General features: G+C 55.3%; 16 protein-coding genes. 6 read left to right on the forward strand and 10 right to left on the reverse strand.

Translation table 11 applies throughout. The features are described from left to right. Positions 1-204: 204 nt before the first annotated feature. From nfsB to ABLU86_RS01710, 3 genes are all read right to left on the reverse strand, one after another. Entirely contained in the window at positions 205-858 is a 654-nt protein-coding gene (gene nfsB / locus ABLU86_RS01700) for an oxygen-insensitive NAD(P)H nitroreductase (protein ID WP_015367810.1), read from the reverse strand. A 120-nt stretch (positions 859-978) separates the two neighbouring features. Then, positions 979-1,347, reverse strand: a complete 369-nt coding sequence (locus ABLU86_RS01705; RefSeq protein WP_045366501.1) for an MmcQ/YjbR family DNA-binding protein — start codon at positions 1,345-1,347, stop codon at positions 979-981. Beyond that, positions 1,347-1,928, reverse strand: a complete 582-nt coding sequence (locus ABLU86_RS01710; RefSeq protein ID WP_032714030.1) for a TetR/AcrR family transcriptional regulator — start codon at positions 1,926-1,928, stop codon at positions 1,347-1,349. The genes ABLU86_RS01705 and ABLU86_RS01710 overlap by 1 nt, the downstream gene beginning before the upstream one ends. A gap of 188 nt (positions 1,929-2,116) precedes the next feature. On the opposite strand from ABLU86_RS01710, the gene ABLU86_RS01715 reads away from it, so the two are divergent. Further along, positions 2,117-3,217, forward strand: coding sequence for an MBL fold metallo-hydrolase (locus ABLU86_RS01715; RefSeq protein ID WP_020079396.1), 1,101 nt, complete (start codon positions 2,117-2,119; stop codon positions 3,215-3,217). Between the two features lie 32 nt (positions 3,218-3,249). Next, positions 3,250-3,591, forward strand: coding sequence for a RamA family antibiotic efflux transcriptional regulator (locus tag ABLU86_RS01720; protein WP_015367806.1), 342 nt, complete (start codon positions 3,250-3,252; stop codon positions 3,589-3,591). 58 nt (positions 3,592-3,649) lie between these two features. On the opposite strand, the gene ABLU86_RS01725 is transcribed toward ABLU86_RS01720, so the two are convergent. Then, positions 3,650-3,898, reverse strand: a complete 249-nt coding sequence (locus tag ABLU86_RS01725; protein WP_045366499.1) for a DUF1158 domain-containing protein — start codon at positions 3,896-3,898, stop codon at positions 3,650-3,652. A gap of 501 nt (positions 3,899-4,399) precedes the next feature. Here ABLU86_RS01725 and ABLU86_RS01730 point away from each other — a divergent pair. Then, the gene (locus ABLU86_RS01730; RefSeq protein ID WP_348796367.1) at positions 4,400-7,123 is read left to right on the forward strand and encodes a cation-transporting P-type ATPase; all 2,724 of its coding nucleotides are present in this window, start codon (positions 4,400-4,402) and stop codon (positions 7,121-7,123) included. 44 nt (positions 7,124-7,167) lie between these two features. On the opposite strand, the gene ABLU86_RS01735 is transcribed toward ABLU86_RS01730, so the two are convergent. Beyond that, positions 7,168-7,896, reverse strand: a complete 729-nt coding sequence (locus ABLU86_RS01735; protein WP_015704688.1) for a phosphodiester glycosidase family protein — start codon at positions 7,894-7,896, stop codon at positions 7,168-7,170. Positions 7,897-7,944: 48 nt separating this feature from the next. After that, positions 7,945-9,060 carry a YbdK family carboxylate-amine ligase gene (locus ABLU86_RS01740; protein ID WP_015704689.1) on the reverse strand — a complete coding sequence of 372 codons (1,116 nt, stop codon included), beginning with the start codon at positions 9,058-9,060 and terminating at the stop codon, positions 7,945-7,947. A 181-nt stretch (positions 9,061-9,241) separates the two neighbouring features. Here ABLU86_RS01740 and ABLU86_RS01745 point away from each other — a divergent pair, with 181 nt between their 5' ends. After that, positions 9,242-9,592, forward strand: coding sequence for a hypothetical protein (locus tag ABLU86_RS01745; protein WP_253906604.1), 351 nt, complete (start codon positions 9,242-9,244; stop codon positions 9,590-9,592). On the opposite strand, the gene betA is transcribed toward ABLU86_RS01745, so the two are convergent. From betA to betI, 3 genes are read right to left on the reverse strand one after another with little or no spacing between them, the layout of a single operon-like run. Then, the gene (betA, locus tag ABLU86_RS01750) at positions 9,589-11,253 is read right to left on the reverse strand and encodes a choline dehydrogenase (RefSeq protein WP_015367798.1); all 1,665 of its coding nucleotides are present in this window, start codon (positions 11,251-11,253) and stop codon (positions 9,589-9,591) included. The genes ABLU86_RS01745 and betA overlap by 4 nt on opposite strands. Positions 11,254-11,267: 14 nt before the next feature. Next, positions 11,268-12,740, reverse strand: a complete 1,473-nt coding sequence (gene betB, locus ABLU86_RS01755; RefSeq protein ID WP_045388609.1) for a betaine-aldehyde dehydrogenase — start codon at positions 12,738-12,740, stop codon at positions 11,268-11,270. Positions 12,741-12,751: 11 nt separating this feature from the next. Further along, positions 12,752-13,345: a transcriptional regulator BetI gene (gene betI, locus ABLU86_RS01760; RefSeq protein WP_015367796.1), complete on the reverse strand. Its 594-nt coding sequence runs from the start codon at positions 13,343-13,345 to the stop codon at positions 12,752-12,754. 128 nt (positions 13,346-13,473) lie between these two features. Here betI and betT point away from each other — a divergent pair, with 128 nt between their 5' ends. After that, entirely contained in the window at positions 13,474-15,507 is a 2,034-nt protein-coding gene (gene betT, locus ABLU86_RS01765; RefSeq protein ID WP_015704693.1) for a choline BCCT transporter BetT, read from the forward strand. A 313-nt stretch (positions 15,508-15,820) separates the two neighbouring features. After that, complete coding sequence (locus tag ABLU86_RS01770) at positions 15,821-16,183, forward strand: hypothetical protein (protein ID WP_171830065.1); 363 nt, start codon at positions 15,821-15,823, stop codon at positions 16,181-16,183. An 80-nt stretch (positions 16,184-16,263) separates the two neighbouring features. Here the strand turns inward: ABLU86_RS01770 and ABLU86_RS01775 are convergent, their stop codons facing one another. After that, on the reverse strand, positions 16,264-16,902 hold the full coding sequence (locus ABLU86_RS01775; RefSeq protein WP_020079389.1) for a helix-turn-helix domain-containing protein: 639 nt from the start codon (positions 16,900-16,902) through the stop codon (positions 16,264-16,266). Between the last annotated feature and the right edge of the window lie 63 nt (positions 16,903-16,965).

Below are 16,965 nucleotides of genomic sequence, written 5' to 3' on the forward strand. Positions count from 1 at the left end.
GCTTCGGGTCGGGCCGAGGCAGCGTCCTTGCAAATCACGGCCCTCAGCCCGCATCCATGCGGGCTGCCCCGGCCTTCCGGGAACGTCTCAGCGATTTTGAGGCCACCAACACCAGCAGTTTCAGTCAGCATTGATGCGGTTGTAACGGAGGTAGCCCGGATAAGGCGCAAAGCGCCGCCATCCGGGGAGGGCAGCGCGCGGAGATTAGATCTCGGTGATGGTGGTGGACTGCGGCAGGCGGGATTTCGGCAGCGCGGCGTTGAAGTCTTCCACGCTGTGATGACCGACCGGCACCACGACCACGCTGGTATAACCTTGCGCTTTCAGGCCAAACTCTTCGTCGAGGATGGCGAAATCGACGCCTTCGATCGGCACCGCATCCAGACCCATTGCCGCCACGCCGAGCAGGAAGTTGCCCACGTTAAGATAAACCTGTTTCGCCATCCACTGATCGTCATCTTTCAGCTCTTTGCGGTGCATATCGGCAAAGAAGGTGCGGCCTTTGTGGTTACCGGCTTTGGCTTCCGGAGTGGCAAAACGGCCATCGGCATCTTCCTGATCAACGACTTTTTCCAGCCACGCATCGTCCATTGCGGTTTTCGCACAGAACACGACAACGTGGGAAGCGTCGAGGATTTTACGTTCGTTAAACACATAGGTGCCGCTGGCTGCTTTCGCGACGCGAGCTTTACCTTCATCGCTGCTGGCGACGATAAAGTGCCATGGCTGGGAGTTGGTGCTCGACGGGCTATATTGCAGCAGCGTTTTCAGGTTTTCCGCCTGTTCAGCCGTCAGTTTTTTCGCCGGATCGAAAGCCTTAGTGGAGTAACGTTTTAAGGCAACTGAGATAATATCCATGACTCTTCCTCACAATTTTCAGCCCCTTACGGGCACATTTCGTGGGAGGAAGAGTACAGCGATGCGCGGGAAATGATAAGAGTGAAAAATGCGATAACACTTATCGCATTTATTTGAAAATCAGCCGGGACGCAGCCGACGCTGGTCTTTTTTCGCCAGCTTATCCACCACCAGATTCCACGAGTCGTCAATAAGCTCGGCAAGTAAATCCTCGCTGATATCCTCGCCCGGGAGCACGGTGATCCAGTGCTTTTTGTTCATGTGATAGCCCGGTTCGATGCTGCGGTAAATTTGCTGATTGAGCAGCGATTTTTGCGGATCGGCCTTCAGGTTGACTATGGCACGCCCGCGAAGGGTCATGGTCAACATGAAAATACGCCCACCGACTTTAAACACGTCATACTCCGGGCCAAACGGCCAGCAGTGTTCGGTAAAAGGGTAGGTCAGCGCGATACGCTGCGCGTGATGGTGTAGCGCTTCGTTATCCATTACGACTCACTCTCATGCAGCGCATTCCACATGGCCTCAAAACCGAGGGCAATGATCTCGCGGGCGCGCTGCGGATCGTGGCTGGCGAACTCGATGGTGGTTTCAGCCAGCGACAGGAACAGGGCATCGCCGAAAGCGCGATAGGCGTCGCTAAGGAAAACCGCTTTCACCGACAGCTGGCACATCTCGTTCAGCTCGGGAAAACTCTCTTTGACCTGGCTGCGGGTTTCATCGGTAATGCGTTCGCTCAATGCCATACGGCGAATGGCGCGGTATTCCATAGGGTTACGCATCCCCCAGTCGATATAACTGTTCCAGATGTTCCGCGCGTTTTCTTTTGGGCGTTTTTCGTCAGGATTGAGCCCGGCGATCATTGTCTGTACTAAGCGCATCTTAATGGCGAGGTATAACTCGTTGAGCAACTCATCTTTAGTGGCGAAATAGCGAAACAGCGTTCCCTCGGCAACCCCCGCGCTGCGGGCTATCGCCGATGTTGAAGCGGCAATGCCGGACTGGGCGAAAGCGGCCGTGGCGGCTTCCAGTAACGCTTGTTTTTTATCTTCACTCTTAGGACGAGCCACTACATTTTACCTCGCTGAAAGTTAAACCTCGATCTAATCACGGCGGACCGCACAACTGCAACGCCAGATGTCAAAAATTGAAAATAGTCTTGACGATTTTCTACTCCTTCCTAATAATGAGTGCTTACTCACTCATAATCAAGTTATATCATAAAGTCTCCTGGATGGGGCTTTCGTCTGGTCAGGATATGAACCGTGTCACCTTTAGCGTGGTCGCCATTATGTTATTAGCAGCAGCAACGACATTGCCGTTTGTTCTTAATGCCGGTTTTGGCAAAGCGCCGCAGGGTGCGCAGCTCAGTCTTGTCGAACAGTCGCCGAACTACCGTGACGGCCAGTTCCATAACCAATTGCCGACGCCGGGATTCACCGGCCAGAAAAACATGCTGGCCGCGTGGTGGGATTTCCTGGTCACGAAGCGAGAAAACGCGCGCCCCCAGCAGCCGTTGCCGCTGGTGAATACCGATCTTGCCGGTTTGCCGTCTGGTGAAGACGTCATGGTCTGGCTCGGTCACTCATCGTGGTATCTGCAGCTGGCGGGTAAACGTATCCTGATCGACCCGGTATTTAGCGATTACGCCGCGCCGTTCTCCTTCATCAATAAGGCCTTCCCCGGTGATTATCCGTGGAACGCGCAGCGGATGCCGGAGATCGATCTGCTGATTATCTCCCACGATCACTACGACCATCTCGACTACGCCACCATTAAGGCGCTGATGCCGAAAGTTAAACGCGTGGTGACGCCGCTCGGCGTCGGCTCGCATTTGCGCTACTGGGGAATGGATGCGGCGATTATTGATGAAGTGGACTGGAACCAGACGATAAAAATCAGCGATGAACTCACCGTACACGCGCTGCCGGCTCGCCATTTCTCCGGCCGCGGGCTGAAACGCAACCAGACCTTGTGGGCCAGCTTCCTGTTCGTCACCCCGCAGGAAAAGATTTATTACAGCGGCGATAGCGGCTATGGCCCGCATTTTAAGGCCATTGGCGAACAGTTTGGCCCTATCGATCTGGCAATCATGGAAAACGGTCAATATGACCAGGACTGGAAGTACATCCACATGATGCCGGAAGAAACGGCGCAGGCCGCCGATGATTTACGCGCCCGGTCGGTATTACCGGGGCACGCCGGACGCTTTGTGCTGGCAAAACACAGCTGGGACGATCCGTACCAGCGGCTGGCGGCAGCCAGCGAAGGACGTGAGTGGCGTTTAGTCACGCCAATGCTGGGCGAACCGGTGTGGGTCGCTGATAAGACACAATCATTTAACGCCTGGTGGCGCTAACCGCCAGAGTGGTTCAGAAGGAGAGAAGAGATATGAATATATCCGCTCAGGTGATTGACACTATCGTGGAATGGATTGATGACAATCTACATCAGCCACTGCGAATTGATGATATTGCGCGCCATGCCGGATACTCGAAATGGCATCTGCAACGGCTGTTTTTGCAGTATAAAGGGGAAAGTCTCGGGCGCTACATTCGCGAGCGTAAACTGCTGCTGGCAGCGCGCGACCTGCGCGATACCGATCAGCGGGTTTATGATATCTGCCTGAAATACGGCTTTGATTCGCAGCAGACCTTTACCCGTATCTTTACCCGTACCTTCAATCAGCCGCCGGGCGCGTATCGCAAAGAGAACCACAGCCGCGCGCACTGAGCGCCGGCCACAGACCAGTCCGCCTCTATCGGCGGGCTTTTTTTTGCTCTCCTGCGGCTTAATCTGCCAGCGAGAACCAGCGGCGCCATACCCAGCGCAATACCAGGTACTCAACGATTCCCAGCGCTAAGAACCACAGGCAGAAGATCAGGGTATAGAGCTGGTTGAGATCCATCAGGTGGAAGGATGTGACCAGTTTTTGCGCCAGCGTCAGGCCGAGCGAGGGCGCCGGCAGCAATAAGCATGAGATCAGGGCTAACAGCAAAATGCCGGCGGCGGATAACAGCGTTTCCAGCGGGTGTTTCATTATAATGTTAATCGTCAGTTAAAAAACATATTGTCTGGTAAAAAGTCCGTTAACGCAATATGCTTTATCCGCTTATTAATTTACGTTATTCATATTATTTCTAATACTATTAATTAAAACCCCTCTGTTAATTTATTGATTAATATTTGTAATTAAGTTAATTGCACCGTGATGTAAATTAACGTCATTTATTATCCCAGCATTTTTACAAAAGTATAGGTACTATATCCCACTATTGTGGCGATAATAATTGCCAGTGCGACATACAGCACCAGACGGCGTCCGCGGTAGATTCCAAACATGTTTTACCTCGTTTATAAATGGTTTAGAAATACCCTGTAATATTTGTTTTTCAGAACCAACTTACCATGTATTTTTTAATTTGCGAGTAAATAAATATTCTGGCTGGATAATTTGATCTTGCTCGCAAAACGCATTAATTCATTGGCCAGAAATGATTTCAGGCTTTCCGAATGACGGAATTTAAAAGGAAACTTAATTTTGACCCGGATGATTAACCCCCACAACATCACGCCTTCAGGCGACAGCGCGCCACAGCAGGCTTATCAGCAAACAGTCGAAGCGGTACTGGCGCAAAAAAAGAGCCATGCCGACGGTCTCAGCACCGCTGAAGCCGTCGGGCGCCTGAAATCATACGGCCCTAACGCGCTGCCGGAAAAGAAAGGCAAACCGGCCTGGCTGCGTTTTCTCGCCCACTTCAACGATGTCCTGATTTACGTCCTGCTGGCCGCTGCCGCGCTCACCGCGGTGATGGGCCACTGGGTCGATACCCTGGTTATTCTCGGCGTTACCGTCATTAATGCGTTGATCGGTCATATTCAGGAGAGCAATGCCGAAAAATCGCTGCAGGGGATCCGCAACATGCTCTCCAGCGACGCCCGCGTCCAGCGCAACGGCAAGCATGAAACGATTCCCACCCGTGACCTGGTGCCGGGCGATATTGTTATTTTGCGCGCCGGCGATCGCGTCCCGGCGGATATGCGCCTGATTGAAAGCCACAATCTACGGGTCGAAGAGGCGATTCTCACCGGCGAATCAACGGTGGTGGATAAAACCACTGTGGCGTTGCACGGCGAGCTACCGCTGGGTGACCGCACCAATATGGTCTTCTCCGGCACCACTATCAGCGCCGGCAGTGGCGTCGGTGTGGTTACCGCTACCGGTCAAGAGACCGAGCTAGGCCACATCAATCAGATGATGGCGGCTATTGAAAAGCACCGTACTCCGCTGCTGGTGCAGATGGATAAACTGGGGAAAGCGATTTTTGTCATCATCCTCGCGATGATGGTGGCGCTGTTCTTCTTCAGCCTCGCGTTGCGCGATATCCCGCTGGGCGAGCTGCTGCTGTCGCTGATAAGCCTCGCGGTAGCGGCGGTGCCGGAAGGCCTGCCGGCGATTATCTCGATTATCCTGTCGCTCGGCGTACAGGCGATGGCGCGCAAGCGGGCGATTATCCGCAAGCTGCCGACGGTTGAAACGCTTGGCGCGATGACCGTGGTGTGTTCGGACAAGACCGGCACCCTGACCATGAACGAAATGACGGTGAAAGCGATCATCACCGCCGACTGCTGCTACCGCGTTGAAGGCGACAGCTATGAGCCGCAGGGGCGCATTTTCCAGGAGGGCAGCGACGAGCCGGTGGTGGTCCAGCCGGGCAGCGTTTTGGAAACCTACCTCCGTACCATCGATCTGTGCAACGACAGCCAGATCGTTCAGGACGAGCGTGGCCTGTGGGGGATCACCGGCGGCCCGACCGAAGGGGCGCTGAAGGTATTGGCGGCGAAAGCCCAGTTAGCGCCGGTCGCCACCCAGTTGGTGGCGAAAATACCCTTCGACTCGCAGTACAAATATATGGCCACCCATCAGCAGATCGGCGATGAGGAGCGGGTGCTGATTACCGGCGCGCCGGATGTCATCTTTGCCCTGTGCGGCCAGCAGATGAGCAAGCAGGGGCCAAGGCCGTTTGACCGTCAATACTGGGAAGACGAAATGGCGCGTTTCGCCCGTCAGGGGTTACGGATGGTTGCCGCCGCCTGTAAACCGGCAACCGTCGGCAGCGCCACATTGACCCACGATGATCTGAAGGAAGGTCTGGTGTTCCTCGGCATCGCCGGAATGATGGATCCGCCGCGTCCGGAGGCGATTGACGCGATCCACGCCTGCCAGACCGCCGGGATCCGCGTGAAGATGATCACCGGCGACCACCCGCAGACGGCGATGAGCATCGGTCAGATGCTGGGGATCGCCAACAGCCGCCAGGCGATGACCGGCTATCAGCTTGAGCATATGGATGATGCCGAGCTGGCGAAGGCGGCAGTGGAGTTTGATATTTTCGCCCGTACCAGTCCGGAGCATAAACTGCGTCTGGTCAAGGCGCTGCAGGATAGCGGCGAAGTGGTCGGGATGACCGGTGACGGCGTTAACGACGCCCCGGCGCTGCGTCAGGCCGACGTGGGCATCGCCATGGGCATTAAAGGAACCGAGGTGACCAAAGAGGCCGCCGATATGGTGCTTACCGACGACAACTTCGCCACCATCGCCAGCTCGGTGAAGGAGGGGCGTCGCGTCTACGACAATCTGAAAAAGACTATCCTGTTCATCATGCCGACCAACCTCGCGCAGGGACTGTTGATCATCATTGCGCTGCTGGCGGGCAATATTATTCCGCTGACGCCGGTGCTGATTTTGTGGATGAACATGGCGACCTCGGCCACGCTCTCCTTCGGCCTGGCCTTTGAAGCCGCCGAGCGCAACGTGATGAACCGTCCACCGCGTAAGACCGGCCAGCACGTAATGGATGGGTTCGCCGTCTGGCGCGTCGCTTTTGTCGGTTCGATGATTGCCGTCGCCGCTTTTGTTCTCGAAGCCTGGCTGGCGCCGCGCGGCCACAGCGCTGAGTTCATCCGCACCGTACTACTGCAGATGCTGGTGACCGCCCAGTGGGTCTATATGATCAACTGCCGCAGCAGCGACAGCTTCTCCCTGAACAAAGGATTGCTGCGCAACAAAGGCATCTGGCTGGTGACCGGCGTCCTGTTGCTGATGCAGCTGGTCATCATCTATGTGCCGCTGATGCAGAACATGTTCGGCACCGAAGCACTACCGCTGCGCTACTGGTTCGTGACCCTGGCGATTGGCGTGGCCATGTTCCTGGTGGTCGAAGTCGAGAAGCGGCTAACCCGCCGTTTGCGTAAACCTACCTGATACCTAATGGCGCCCCTTCAGGATAGAGCGGGCGCCATTTTCGTTTAGCCAGGTTTTTGGGTTTCCACCGCGATCATGGTGACGAACGGATGGTATTGCCACGGTATGCTGCCGCCCTTTTGATACATTTTTGAAATCGTACCGTCGAGGTAGAGCATCTGGCGCACGTGGAGTTTGGACTGTGCGTAACAGGCGAAATCGTAGAAATTGGTTTCGCGCTCGCTAAGCATAAATACCACCCGTCCCTGCTTATCAATGCCGACGCCGTTGCGCAGTTTGCGTGAGCTGGCGGAGGGCTTCAGCCGCCAGTTGATGGCGCCGTTTTCAATCAGCATTGGCCCGGACTGCACGGCGTAGGTTATCTCAGGCGAAGGCTTAAATTTATTGATAGGCGTTATTCCCGCCCGCTGGCCCTTCAGCCAGAATACGCCGCCGGGGCGAATGAAAAAGTTGCCGCCGCCGGAGGCGCGGTTGAGGGGCTTTATCTGCTCGCCATTTTCGATATACAAGCCCAGCGGTTCGTAGGCCTTATCGTATATCCCGCCGTTCATCGCCATCTGGACGCGGTCGTCTTTATTGATATCCGCAAGCAGCGAGCGTAGCGAGCCCCAGGCTTTGCCATTTTGCTTTTGCCAGTACATCACGATGCGCTCTTGCTGCGGATTAACCGTATAGCTTTGCAAGGTCAGCGTTGGGTCGGTGAGCGTACAGGCAGCATGGGTAAAGGCGGTGAAGGGGAGAAGCGCAAGCGGGATCAGGCGGCGTAATAACATGAACAATCCTTTTGAATATCCTGTACCGAGTATACCCGTTTCGCTTCCTTATACCGCCCAAATCTCGCAATGCTTTTGTACCAGGCCGATCAGCGAACCGCCGTTGGCGATGAATTCGCGCATCTGCTGCGCTTCGCTGATGGTGGACCTGGCCTGGCGCACAACCGATTCCAGTGCCGCGCTGGCGTGCACCTTATGGGCAAAGGGCGCCAGTCTGTCGGCTAACTGTAGAATGTTCGCGCGGATGCTTTGTTGTTCTCCGGACCAGACATCGGTTATCACCCCGTCGAGGCCGTAACGACAGGCCTGATAGCGGTTGAAAGGGTAGAGGAGGTAATCCTCCGGCTGATGTTTAAACGGCCGTTCGCTTAACAGCCAACAGGCTAGCGTCTGGATAAATCCGGCGATATTCACCGCCTGGCCTATCGTCAGCGGCGTATCCATCACCCGCACCTCGACGGTACCGAAAACCGGGCTCGGGCGAATATCCCAGTGCAGATCCTTCATGCTGTCGATCATGCTGGTGTAGCTCAGGCGGCGGAATAAACGCTGAAAGGCCTGCCAGTTCTCTACCCACGGCATCGGCCCGTTATCGGGATAGGAAGAGAAACGGTTCAGGCGCGAACAGGCAAAGCGGCTGTCGGTGCTGTCGAACCACGGCGAGGCGGCGTTGAGGGCAATAAAGTGCGGTACAAAGCGTGACAGCCCGTGCAGCAAATAGATGGCGTCGTCGCCGTTCTGACAGCCGACGTGGACATGTTGGCCAAACACCGTCGCCTGCTTTGCCAGATAGCCGAAGTGCTCGACGGTTTTCACATAGCGCGGGTTATCGCTGATTTGTTGACGCTGCCAGGCGTGGAAAGGATGCGAACCGCCGCCGCAGATTTGCAGGTGGTGATGGAGAGCGGCGCGCTGTACCGCCTGATGGATGGCGCCTAGCTGTGTGGTGGCGTGGCTGATATCGCGACAGATGCCGGTGGCTATCTCCAGCATGCTTTCGGTGATGTCGTGTTTGGCCTCTCCCGCCGTCAGTTCGCGTTGGATATCGGCAATCAGCGTGGAGGCATCCTGGCTGAGGTCGTATCCCGGCGGGTTGACGACCTGTAACTCCAGCTCAATACCAAGCGTAAAAGGCGCTGAAACGTGAAAATCGGGTAGCGTCATCGTCTTTCTCCTGTCCCCGCTTAAACTGCAAGTATAGGAGAAGCGCAGTGAGTGCGGACGGGATGAGAAAACCCCGGTGGCGCTGCCGCTTACCGGGGCTACAGAGTTGTGCGATTTGGTAGCCCGGATGAGCGCAGCGCAATCCGGGAGGCCGGGTGGTGTATCGCTGACACCGGTGCTGGTGGCTTCAAAACCCCCGGTGGCGCTGTCGCTTACCGGGGCTACAGCGCTGTGCGATTTGGTAGCCCGGATTAGCGCAGCGCAATCCGGGAAGGCGGGTGGCGTATCGCTGACACCGGTGCTGGCGGCTTCAAAATCCCCGGTGGCGCTGCCGCTTACCGGGGCTACAGAGTTGTGCGATTTGGTAGCCCGGATTAGCGTAGCGCAATCCGGGAGGCCGGGTGGTGTATCGCTGACACCGGTGCTGGTGGCTTCAAAATCCCCGGTGGCGCTGTCGCTTACCGGGGCTACAGAGTTGTGCTATTTGGTAGCCCGGATGAGCGCAGCGCAATCCGGGGATCTGCTCGTTTAGCGGCGAACCGGCGCGTCGCCGGCGACATAGTAGGCCGCGGTGCTGCGCGGTAACGGCTGACGCCCGCGAATGGCATCGGCCATCTTCTCGCCAATCATGATAGTGGTGGCGTTCAGGTTGCCGGTAATAATCTGCGGCATAATCGACGCGTCGACGACTCTCAACCCTTCCATGCCGTGGACGCGGCCTTCGCCGTCGACCACCGCCATGTCGTCGTACCCCATCTTACAGGTGCCGCACGGGTGGAACGCGGTCTCGGCGTGATTACGCACAAACTCATCTAACTCCGCATCGCTCTGGCACTCAACGCCAGGGCTGATTTCGCGCCCGCGATATTTATCCAGCGCCGGCTGGTTCATGATTTCGCGGGTAATACGGATGGCGTCGCGGAACTCCTGCCAGTCCTGGTCGCTCGACATATAGTTGAACAGGATTGCCGGATGGGCATGCGGGTCGCGCGATTTCAGACGCACGTGACCGCGGCTTGGTGAACGCATCGAGCCAACGTGGCACTGGAAACCATGCTCTTTAACCGCATTGGATCCATTGTAGTTAATCGCCACCGGCAGGAAGTGGTACTGAATATTCGGCCAGGCGAATTCCTCGCGGCTGCGGATAAATCCGCCCGCTTCAAACTGGTTGCTGGCGCCGATCCCGGTGCCGCCGAACAGCCATTCCGCGCCGATTTTCGGCTGATTCCACCATTGTAGCGCCGGGTACAGCGATACCGGCTCTTTGCACTCGTACTGCAGGTACATCTCAAGATGGTCCTGCAGATTTTCACCGACGCCGGGCAGGGCGTGGACCAGCGGAATATCAAACTGGCGCAAGAGTTCCGGATTGCCGACCCCGGAACGCTGCAGAATCTGCGGCGAGGCGATGGCGCCGGCGCAGAGCAGCACTTCTTTATTGGCCATGGCTTTCGACGGCGCGCTGCTGTCGCCTTCCAGCCACTCGACGCCAACGGCGCGTTTGCCGTCAAAAATAATGTGATCGGTCATGGCATGGGTGCGGATGGTCAGGTTCGCGCGGCTGCGGGCCTGATCGAGATAGCCGCGGGCGGTGCTGGCACGGCGTCCCTGCGGCGTCACGGTGCGGTCCATCGGGCCAAACCCTTCCTGCTGATAACCGTTGAGATCGTCAGTACGCGGATAGCCCGCCTGCACGCCGGCTTCCACCATTGCATGAAACAGCGGGTTATTATTCTGTTTCGGCGTAGCGACGCTCACCGGGCCGTCGCCGCCGTGATAGTCGTTAGGGCCGATGTCGCGGGTTTCCGCTTTCCGGTAATAGGGCAGGCAGTCGAGGTAGCTCCAGTGTTCCAGCCCCGGCGCGGCGGCCCAGTTATCAAGGTCCATGGCGTTGCCGCGGATATAACACATGCCGTTAATCAGCGAGGAGCCGCCGAGCCCTTTACCGCGTCCGCACTCCATGCGGCGGTTGTTCATATAGGGTTCCGGTTCGGTCTCATAGGCCCAGTTGTAGCGTTTGCCCTGCAGCGGGAAAGCCAGCGCGGCGGGCATCTGGGTGCGGAAATCAAAGCGATAATCCGGGCCGCCCGCTTCCAGCAGCAGGACGGTGGTGTTGGGATCTTCCGTTAAACGCGTCGCGAGGACGTTGCCGGCGGAGCCGGCGCCAATAATGATGTAGTCAAACTGCAAAAATGACCTCCTGGTTAAAATATGGATTGAAACTGACCCATCTCAACCTGGATGGATTTCACTTGGGTATAGCTCTGTAGCGTCATCACGCCGTTTTCTCGGCCAATGCCGGAGTGTTTATAGCCGCCGACCGGCATTTCCGCCGGCGATTCGCCCCAGCTGTTGATCCAGCAAATGCCGGCTTCCAGCTGGTGGATGATGCGGTGAGCGCGGTTCAGATCCGGCGTGACGACGCCAGCAGCAAGGCCGTACTCGGTGGCGTTGGCGCGGCGAATCACTTCCGCTTCGTCGTCATAGCTAAGAATCGACATCACCGGTCCGAAGATCTCTTCGCGCACGATAGTCATGTCGTCGGTGCAGTCGGTGAAGACCGTCGGAGCGACCCATGCGCCATTATCGAAGCCTTCGCCTTTCAGCACATCGCCGCCGCACAGCAGGCGAGCGCCTTCGCTTTTGCCGCTCTCGATATAGCGCAGGACATTCTGCCGATGCGGGAAGCTGACCAGCGGGCCGAAGTTGGTATCGTCGGCAAACAGGTCTCCGGCGCGGATACGGCCCACGCGCTCCAGGATCTTGTGTTCAAATTCGGCTTTAAACTTCGCGGGCACAAACACGCGGGTGCCGTTGGTGCAGACCTGACCGGAGCTGTAGAAATTAGCCATCATGGCGATATCGGCGGCGAGGTCGAGGTTGGCATCTTCCGCGATAATCAGCGGTGATTTACCGCCCAGCTCCATGGTCACCTCTTTTAAAGAAGAGGCGGCGGAGTTGGCCATGACTTTTTTGCCGCTGGCGACACCGCCGGTGAAGGAGATTTTGGCGATATCCGGATGCTCAGTCAGGTACTGGCCGGTTTCGGCGCCGATTCCCGGCAGGACGTTGAAGACCCCTTCCGGTAGACCCGCTTCGCGGTAGATTTCCGCCAGCTTCAGCGCGGTGAGCGGAGTGACTTCGCTCGGTTTAAAGATCATCGCGTTACCGGCGGCCAGCGCCGGGGCCGATTTCCACAGCGCTATCTGGATCGGGTAGTTCCAGGCGCCAATACCGGCGACCACGCCAAGCGGCTCGCGGCGGGTGTAAACAAAGGAACTGTCGCGCAGCGGGATCTGGCTGCCTTCCAGCGCCGGGATCAATCCGGCGTAGTACTCCAGCACATCGGCGCCGGTCACGATATCGACGGCGGCGGTTTCGCTCAGCGGTTTGCCGGTATCAAGCGTCTCCAGACGCGCCAGCTCATCGTTACGTTCGCGCAGGATATCAACCGCTTTACGCAGGATCCGCGAGCGCGCCATCGCGCTCATCGCCGCCCACACTTTTTGCCCCTGTTGGGCGCTTTTTACCGCGCGGTCGACGTCTTCACGCCCGGCGGCCTGGACGGTTGCCAGCACTTCCCCAGTGGCAGGGTTGATGGTCTCGAAAGTTTTATCGCTGGTGGCGGCGACAAACTTGCCGTGAATATAAAGCTGCTGTTCGGCCATTCGGGACATGGTTTCCTCCATTATTGCGAAGTCGGTGGCAGATACTGACTGATAAAATGGTCGGCGAGAGTTTCGGCACGCGTTTTGTCGAGCGGTTTACCGCTTAACGCCGCCCGCAGCCACAGGCCGTCGATCAGCGCCGCCAGACCGTAACCCGCTTCCTGCGCCTGCTCGCGGGGTAGCTGACGCTGAAACTCATACACGATGTTCGACAACAAACGCTTACTGCTGACCTGCTGCAGGCGATAGAGCATCGGCTGATGCATACTGCTGGCCCAGAAGGCGAGCCACGCCTTCATCGCCGCGCCGCTTATCTGGCTGTCATCGAAATTGCCGGCGACGATGGCCCGCAGACGCCGTTCAGCGCTGGCGCCGGGTAGCGCCCGCAGCCGCTGTAACACCGCATGGCGTAGCTGGCCGGTGATGTCGCGCATCGTCGCTTCCAGCAGTCCGTTTTTATCCTTGAAATAGTGGCTGATGATGCCCGTCGATACGCCCGCCCGGCGGGCGATCTGCGCGATGGTGGCGTCATGCATGCCGACCTCATTAATCGCCGCCAGCGTGGCGTCGATCAGCTGCCGCTGACGTATCGATTGCATCCCCAGTTTTGGCATTTCCCGGACTCCATTCATCAGATTTGTTTATCTATTAAAGCGGTTTTTGATTGGACGTTCAATATAAAATGTGTCTTAATTGTTGCCGATTTGCTTTTTAATAGTTGCAATAAATGTAAGGAGAATGGATGACAGACCTTTCGCCGAGCAGAGAAAAGGACAAAATCAATCCGGTGGTTTTTTACACTTCCGCAGGACTGATTTTGTTGTTTTCCCTGATGACTATCTTCTTCAGCGATTTTTCCGCGGCCTGGATTGGCCGTACCCTGAACTGGGTTTCTAAGACATTTGGCTGGTATTATTTACTCGCCGCCACGCTGTATATCGTATTCGTCGTCTGTATTGCCTGTTCGCGCTTTGGCTCGGTGAAGCTGGGGCCGGAACACTCGAAGCCGGAGTTCAGCGTGCTGAGCTGGGCGGCGATGCTGTTTGCCGCCGGTATCGGCATCGACCTGATGTTCTTCTCGGTCGCCGAACCGGTCACGCAGTATATGCAGCCGCCGGAAGGGGCGGGGCAGACCATGGAAGCGGCGCGCCAGGCGATGGTGTGGACGCTATTCCACTACGGCCTCACCGGCTGGTCGATGTACGCCCTGATGGGAATGGCGCTGGGATACTTTAGCTATCGTTATAATTTGCCGCTCACCATCCGCTCCGCGCTCTATCCTATCTTCGGGAAAAAGATTAATGGCCCCATCGGCCACAGCGTCGATATCGCCGCGGTGATCGGTACGATTTTCGGCATCGCCACTACCCTCGGTATCGGCGTGGTGCAGCTCAATTACGGTCTGAGCGTGCTGTTCCATATTCCTGATTCCCTGGGAGCAAAGGCGGCGCTGATTGTATTGTCGGTGATTATCGCCACCATTTCGGTGACCTCCGGCGTGGATAAGGGCATTCGCATCCTTTCCGAGCTCAACGTGGTACTGGCGCTGGGGCTGATCTTATTCATTCTGTTTATGGGCGATACCGAGTTCCTGCTCAATGCGCTGGTATTGAACGTCGGGGATTACGTCAATCGCTTTATGGGAATGACGCTAAACAGCTTCGCCTTCGACCGTCCGGTTGAATGGATGAATAACTGGACGCTATTCTTCTGGGCCTGGTGGGTGGCGTGGTCGCCGTTTGTCGGCTTGTTCCTAGCGCGTATTTCGCGCGGGCGCACCATTCGCCAGTTTGTGGTCGGTACGCTGATTATTCCGTTCACTTTCACCCTGCTGTGGCTGTCGGTATTCGGCAATAGCGCGCTGTATGAAATTATTCACGGCAATGCGGATTTTGCCGCCGAAGCCATCGCTCACCCGGAGCGCGGTTTCTATAACCTGCTGGCGCAGTATCCGGCGTTTACCTTTAGCGCCTCGGTCGCCACCATTACCGGCCTGCTGTTTTACGTCACCTCAGCGGACTCCGGCGCGCTGGTGCTCGGCAACTTCACTTCGAAGCTGAAGGATATTAATAGCGATGCGCCGAACTGGCTGCGCATCTTCTGGTCGGTGGTGATTGGCCTGTTGACCCTCGGTATGCTGATGACTAACGGCATCTCCGCGCTACAGAACGCGACGGTGATCATGGGGCTACCGTTCAGCTTTGTGATTTTCTTCGTGATGGCGGGGTTATATAAGTCATTGAAGGTGGAGGATTATCGCCGCGAAAGCGCCAATCGCGACACTGCGCCGCGCCCGCTGGGCGTGCAGGATCGTCTGAGCTGGAAAAAGCGCTTGTCACGCTTAATGAACTATCCTGGCACGCGCTATACCCGCCAGATGATGGAGACGGTGTGCTTCCCGGCGATGGAAGAGGTGGCGCAGGAGCTGAAGCTGCGCGGCGCTTACGTTGAGCTGAAAAGCCTGCCGCCGGAAGAGGGCGATAACCTTGGTCACCTCGATCTGCTGGTGCATATGGGCGACGAACAAAACTTCGTCTACCAGATTTGGCCGCAGCAGTACTCGATTCCTGGTTTTACCTACCGGGCGCGCAGCGGCAAATCGACCTACTACCGTCTTGAGACTTTCCTGCTGGAGGGGAGCCAGGGCAATGACCTGATGGATTACAGCAAAGAGCAGGTGATCACCGATATTCTCGACCAGTACGAGCGACACCTGAACTTTATTCATCTACACAGGGAAGCGCCGGGGAATAGCGTCACCTTCCCTGGAATGTAAACCCGCTTTTACCAGGGCGTCATGTAATAAATGACGCCCTTTTTTTGCAATCTAATACATTGTCAATTTACAGCTTTAATTATTAAATAGCCATTTAATGTACTATTTGTGCTTAATTAAATTGTTTTATTTGTGTTATTACTGGTTGTCATATAGTCATGGGGGAGTATCTACGCTTAAATATCGTTATTTGCAAATAATGAAATGAAATAATGAGTCCTGCAGGATTGCTTCCAGGGACGACAACGATATCACGTTTTAAATTCGTATAAATCGCACTATTAACAATAACAATCAGTACATGAGAAATATAATGGAAAAATATTCAGGGATCATTATTTGGGGGCCCTTCTATGCGATGATGGCCGCGGTTGTCTTCTGTTTTTCCAGAGGTTTTTTCCTCTACTGGATGATCAAAAGGGATCCCGTAGCGACCCGCGCCAGTATCGTGACTTACTACCCTAAAACGCCGAACGATCGTGGCGAGGTGAGTATTGTATTAACGTATAGCTTTAGTGTCGAAGGTAAACTTTATAGCAAGGCCAATCAGTTTATGACTATTAATACGGTGGATCGCGCTAAGGTTTATGTGGGAAAAGAGGTGCCCGTGATCTACTATCGGGCTAATCCGAAGTTCAGTCAGTTAGATTATTATCATGAAGAATTAAAATATTGAGAGTTTGCTAGCGGATTGGCGCCCCAGGCGTAGGTGGGTTTTGAATGTTTTTTATTTATTGGGGGGCGATCCCCGGTTAGTTAAAAATCATTGGGTAGCTTCCGGTTAATAGCGATCAATTTTCCTTTCTGTATTGTAATGTATTGACCTTCTTTCAATTCTGCCAAAACACGGAAAACATAGCTTCTGGAAAGGTTGGTTCTACGAATAATAAAATTGGCAATGCCTTCCCTTTCAAATGAATTAACGCTTCTACGATACATGTAACGATGCAACATCGCCTTGATAGTATGATAGCCAGAGTCTGTTCTGCGCTCTACATGCACATCCAGAATAAAAATCAGCATATACGAAAGGATTGCTGCAAGTTCTTGCATATACTCTTTTGTATTGCCAAAAAATATCCGATCAAACTCTTGTTGAGAAATTTTAATCATGGAAGTTGGGGTGAGCGCGGAGTAACGGAATTGAGCGATAGGGCAAAATCTTTCTAAAAGCCCAATCGGCATATATTCAATGGTTGTACCGATAATTCGCTCATCGTCATCAACGGCGATAGACATTACCCCGGTATCAACATAGTAAATAAAATTTTTCTCCATATTGAGGATTTCATTTGATTTCATATTAAATCGAATGCCTGCCTCGATCACGCGGTGACGATGTTCGCTAAAATTCTGTTTGCGGTAGAATTCATGAATAGTTTCAAAGGCTAACATCAATACGGTCCCTCCTGAGCACAGAGCACTATGTCAGTTTAGCGACATGGTATCAATCTCCAG

The sequence above is a fragment of the Klebsiella sp. JN_Kp121 genome, from assembly GCF_040062145.1.
Lineage (GTDB): Bacteria > Pseudomonadota > Gammaproteobacteria > Enterobacterales > Enterobacteriaceae > Klebsiella > Klebsiella aerogenes.

What these genes read in the sequence shown, in the direction of transcription:
- betT (WP_015704693.1), top strand. Translation starts at nt 13,474, where the DNA reads ATGACAGACCTTTCGCCGAGCAGAGAAAAGGACAAAATCAATCCGGTG.
- ABLU86_RS01740 (WP_015704689.1), bottom strand. Translation starts at nt 9,060, where the DNA reads ATGACGCTACCCGATTTTCACGTTTCAGCGCCTTTTACGCTTGGTATT.
- betB (WP_045388609.1), bottom strand. Translation starts at nt 12,740, where the DNA reads ATGTCCCGAATGGCCGAACAGCAGCTTTATATTCACGGCAAGTTTGTC.
- betI (WP_015367796.1), bottom strand. Translation starts at nt 13,345, where the DNA reads ATGCCAAAACTGGGGATGCAATCGATACGTCAGCGGCAGCTGATCGAC.
- ABLU86_RS01725 (WP_045366499.1), bottom strand. Translation starts at nt 3,898, where the DNA reads ATGAAACACCCGCTGGAAACGCTGTTATCCGCCGCCGGCATTTTGCTG.
- nfsB (WP_015367810.1), bottom strand. Translation starts at nt 858, where the DNA reads ATGGATATTATCTCAGTTGCCTTAAAACGTTACTCCACTAAGGCTTTC.
- ABLU86_RS01720 (WP_015367806.1), top strand. Translation starts at nt 3,250, where the DNA reads ATGAATATATCCGCTCAGGTGATTGACACTATCGTGGAATGGATTGAT.
- ABLU86_RS01775 (WP_020079389.1), bottom strand. Translation starts at nt 16,902, where the DNA reads ATGTTAGCCTTTGAAACTATTCATGAATTCTACCGCAAACAGAATTTT.
- ABLU86_RS01705 (WP_045366501.1), bottom strand. Translation starts at nt 1,347, where the DNA reads ATGGATAACGAAGCGCTACACCATCACGCGCAGCGTATCGCGCTGACC.
- ABLU86_RS01715 (WP_020079396.1), top strand. Translation starts at nt 2,117, where the DNA reads ATGAACCGTGTCACCTTTAGCGTGGTCGCCATTATGTTATTAGCAGCA.
- ABLU86_RS01770 (WP_171830065.1), top strand. Translation starts at nt 15,821, where the DNA reads ATGGAAAAATATTCAGGGATCATTATTTGGGGGCCCTTCTATGCGATG.
- ABLU86_RS01735 (WP_015704688.1), bottom strand. Translation starts at nt 7,896, where the DNA reads ATGTTATTACGCCGCCTGATCCCGCTTGCGCTTCTCCCCTTCACCGCC.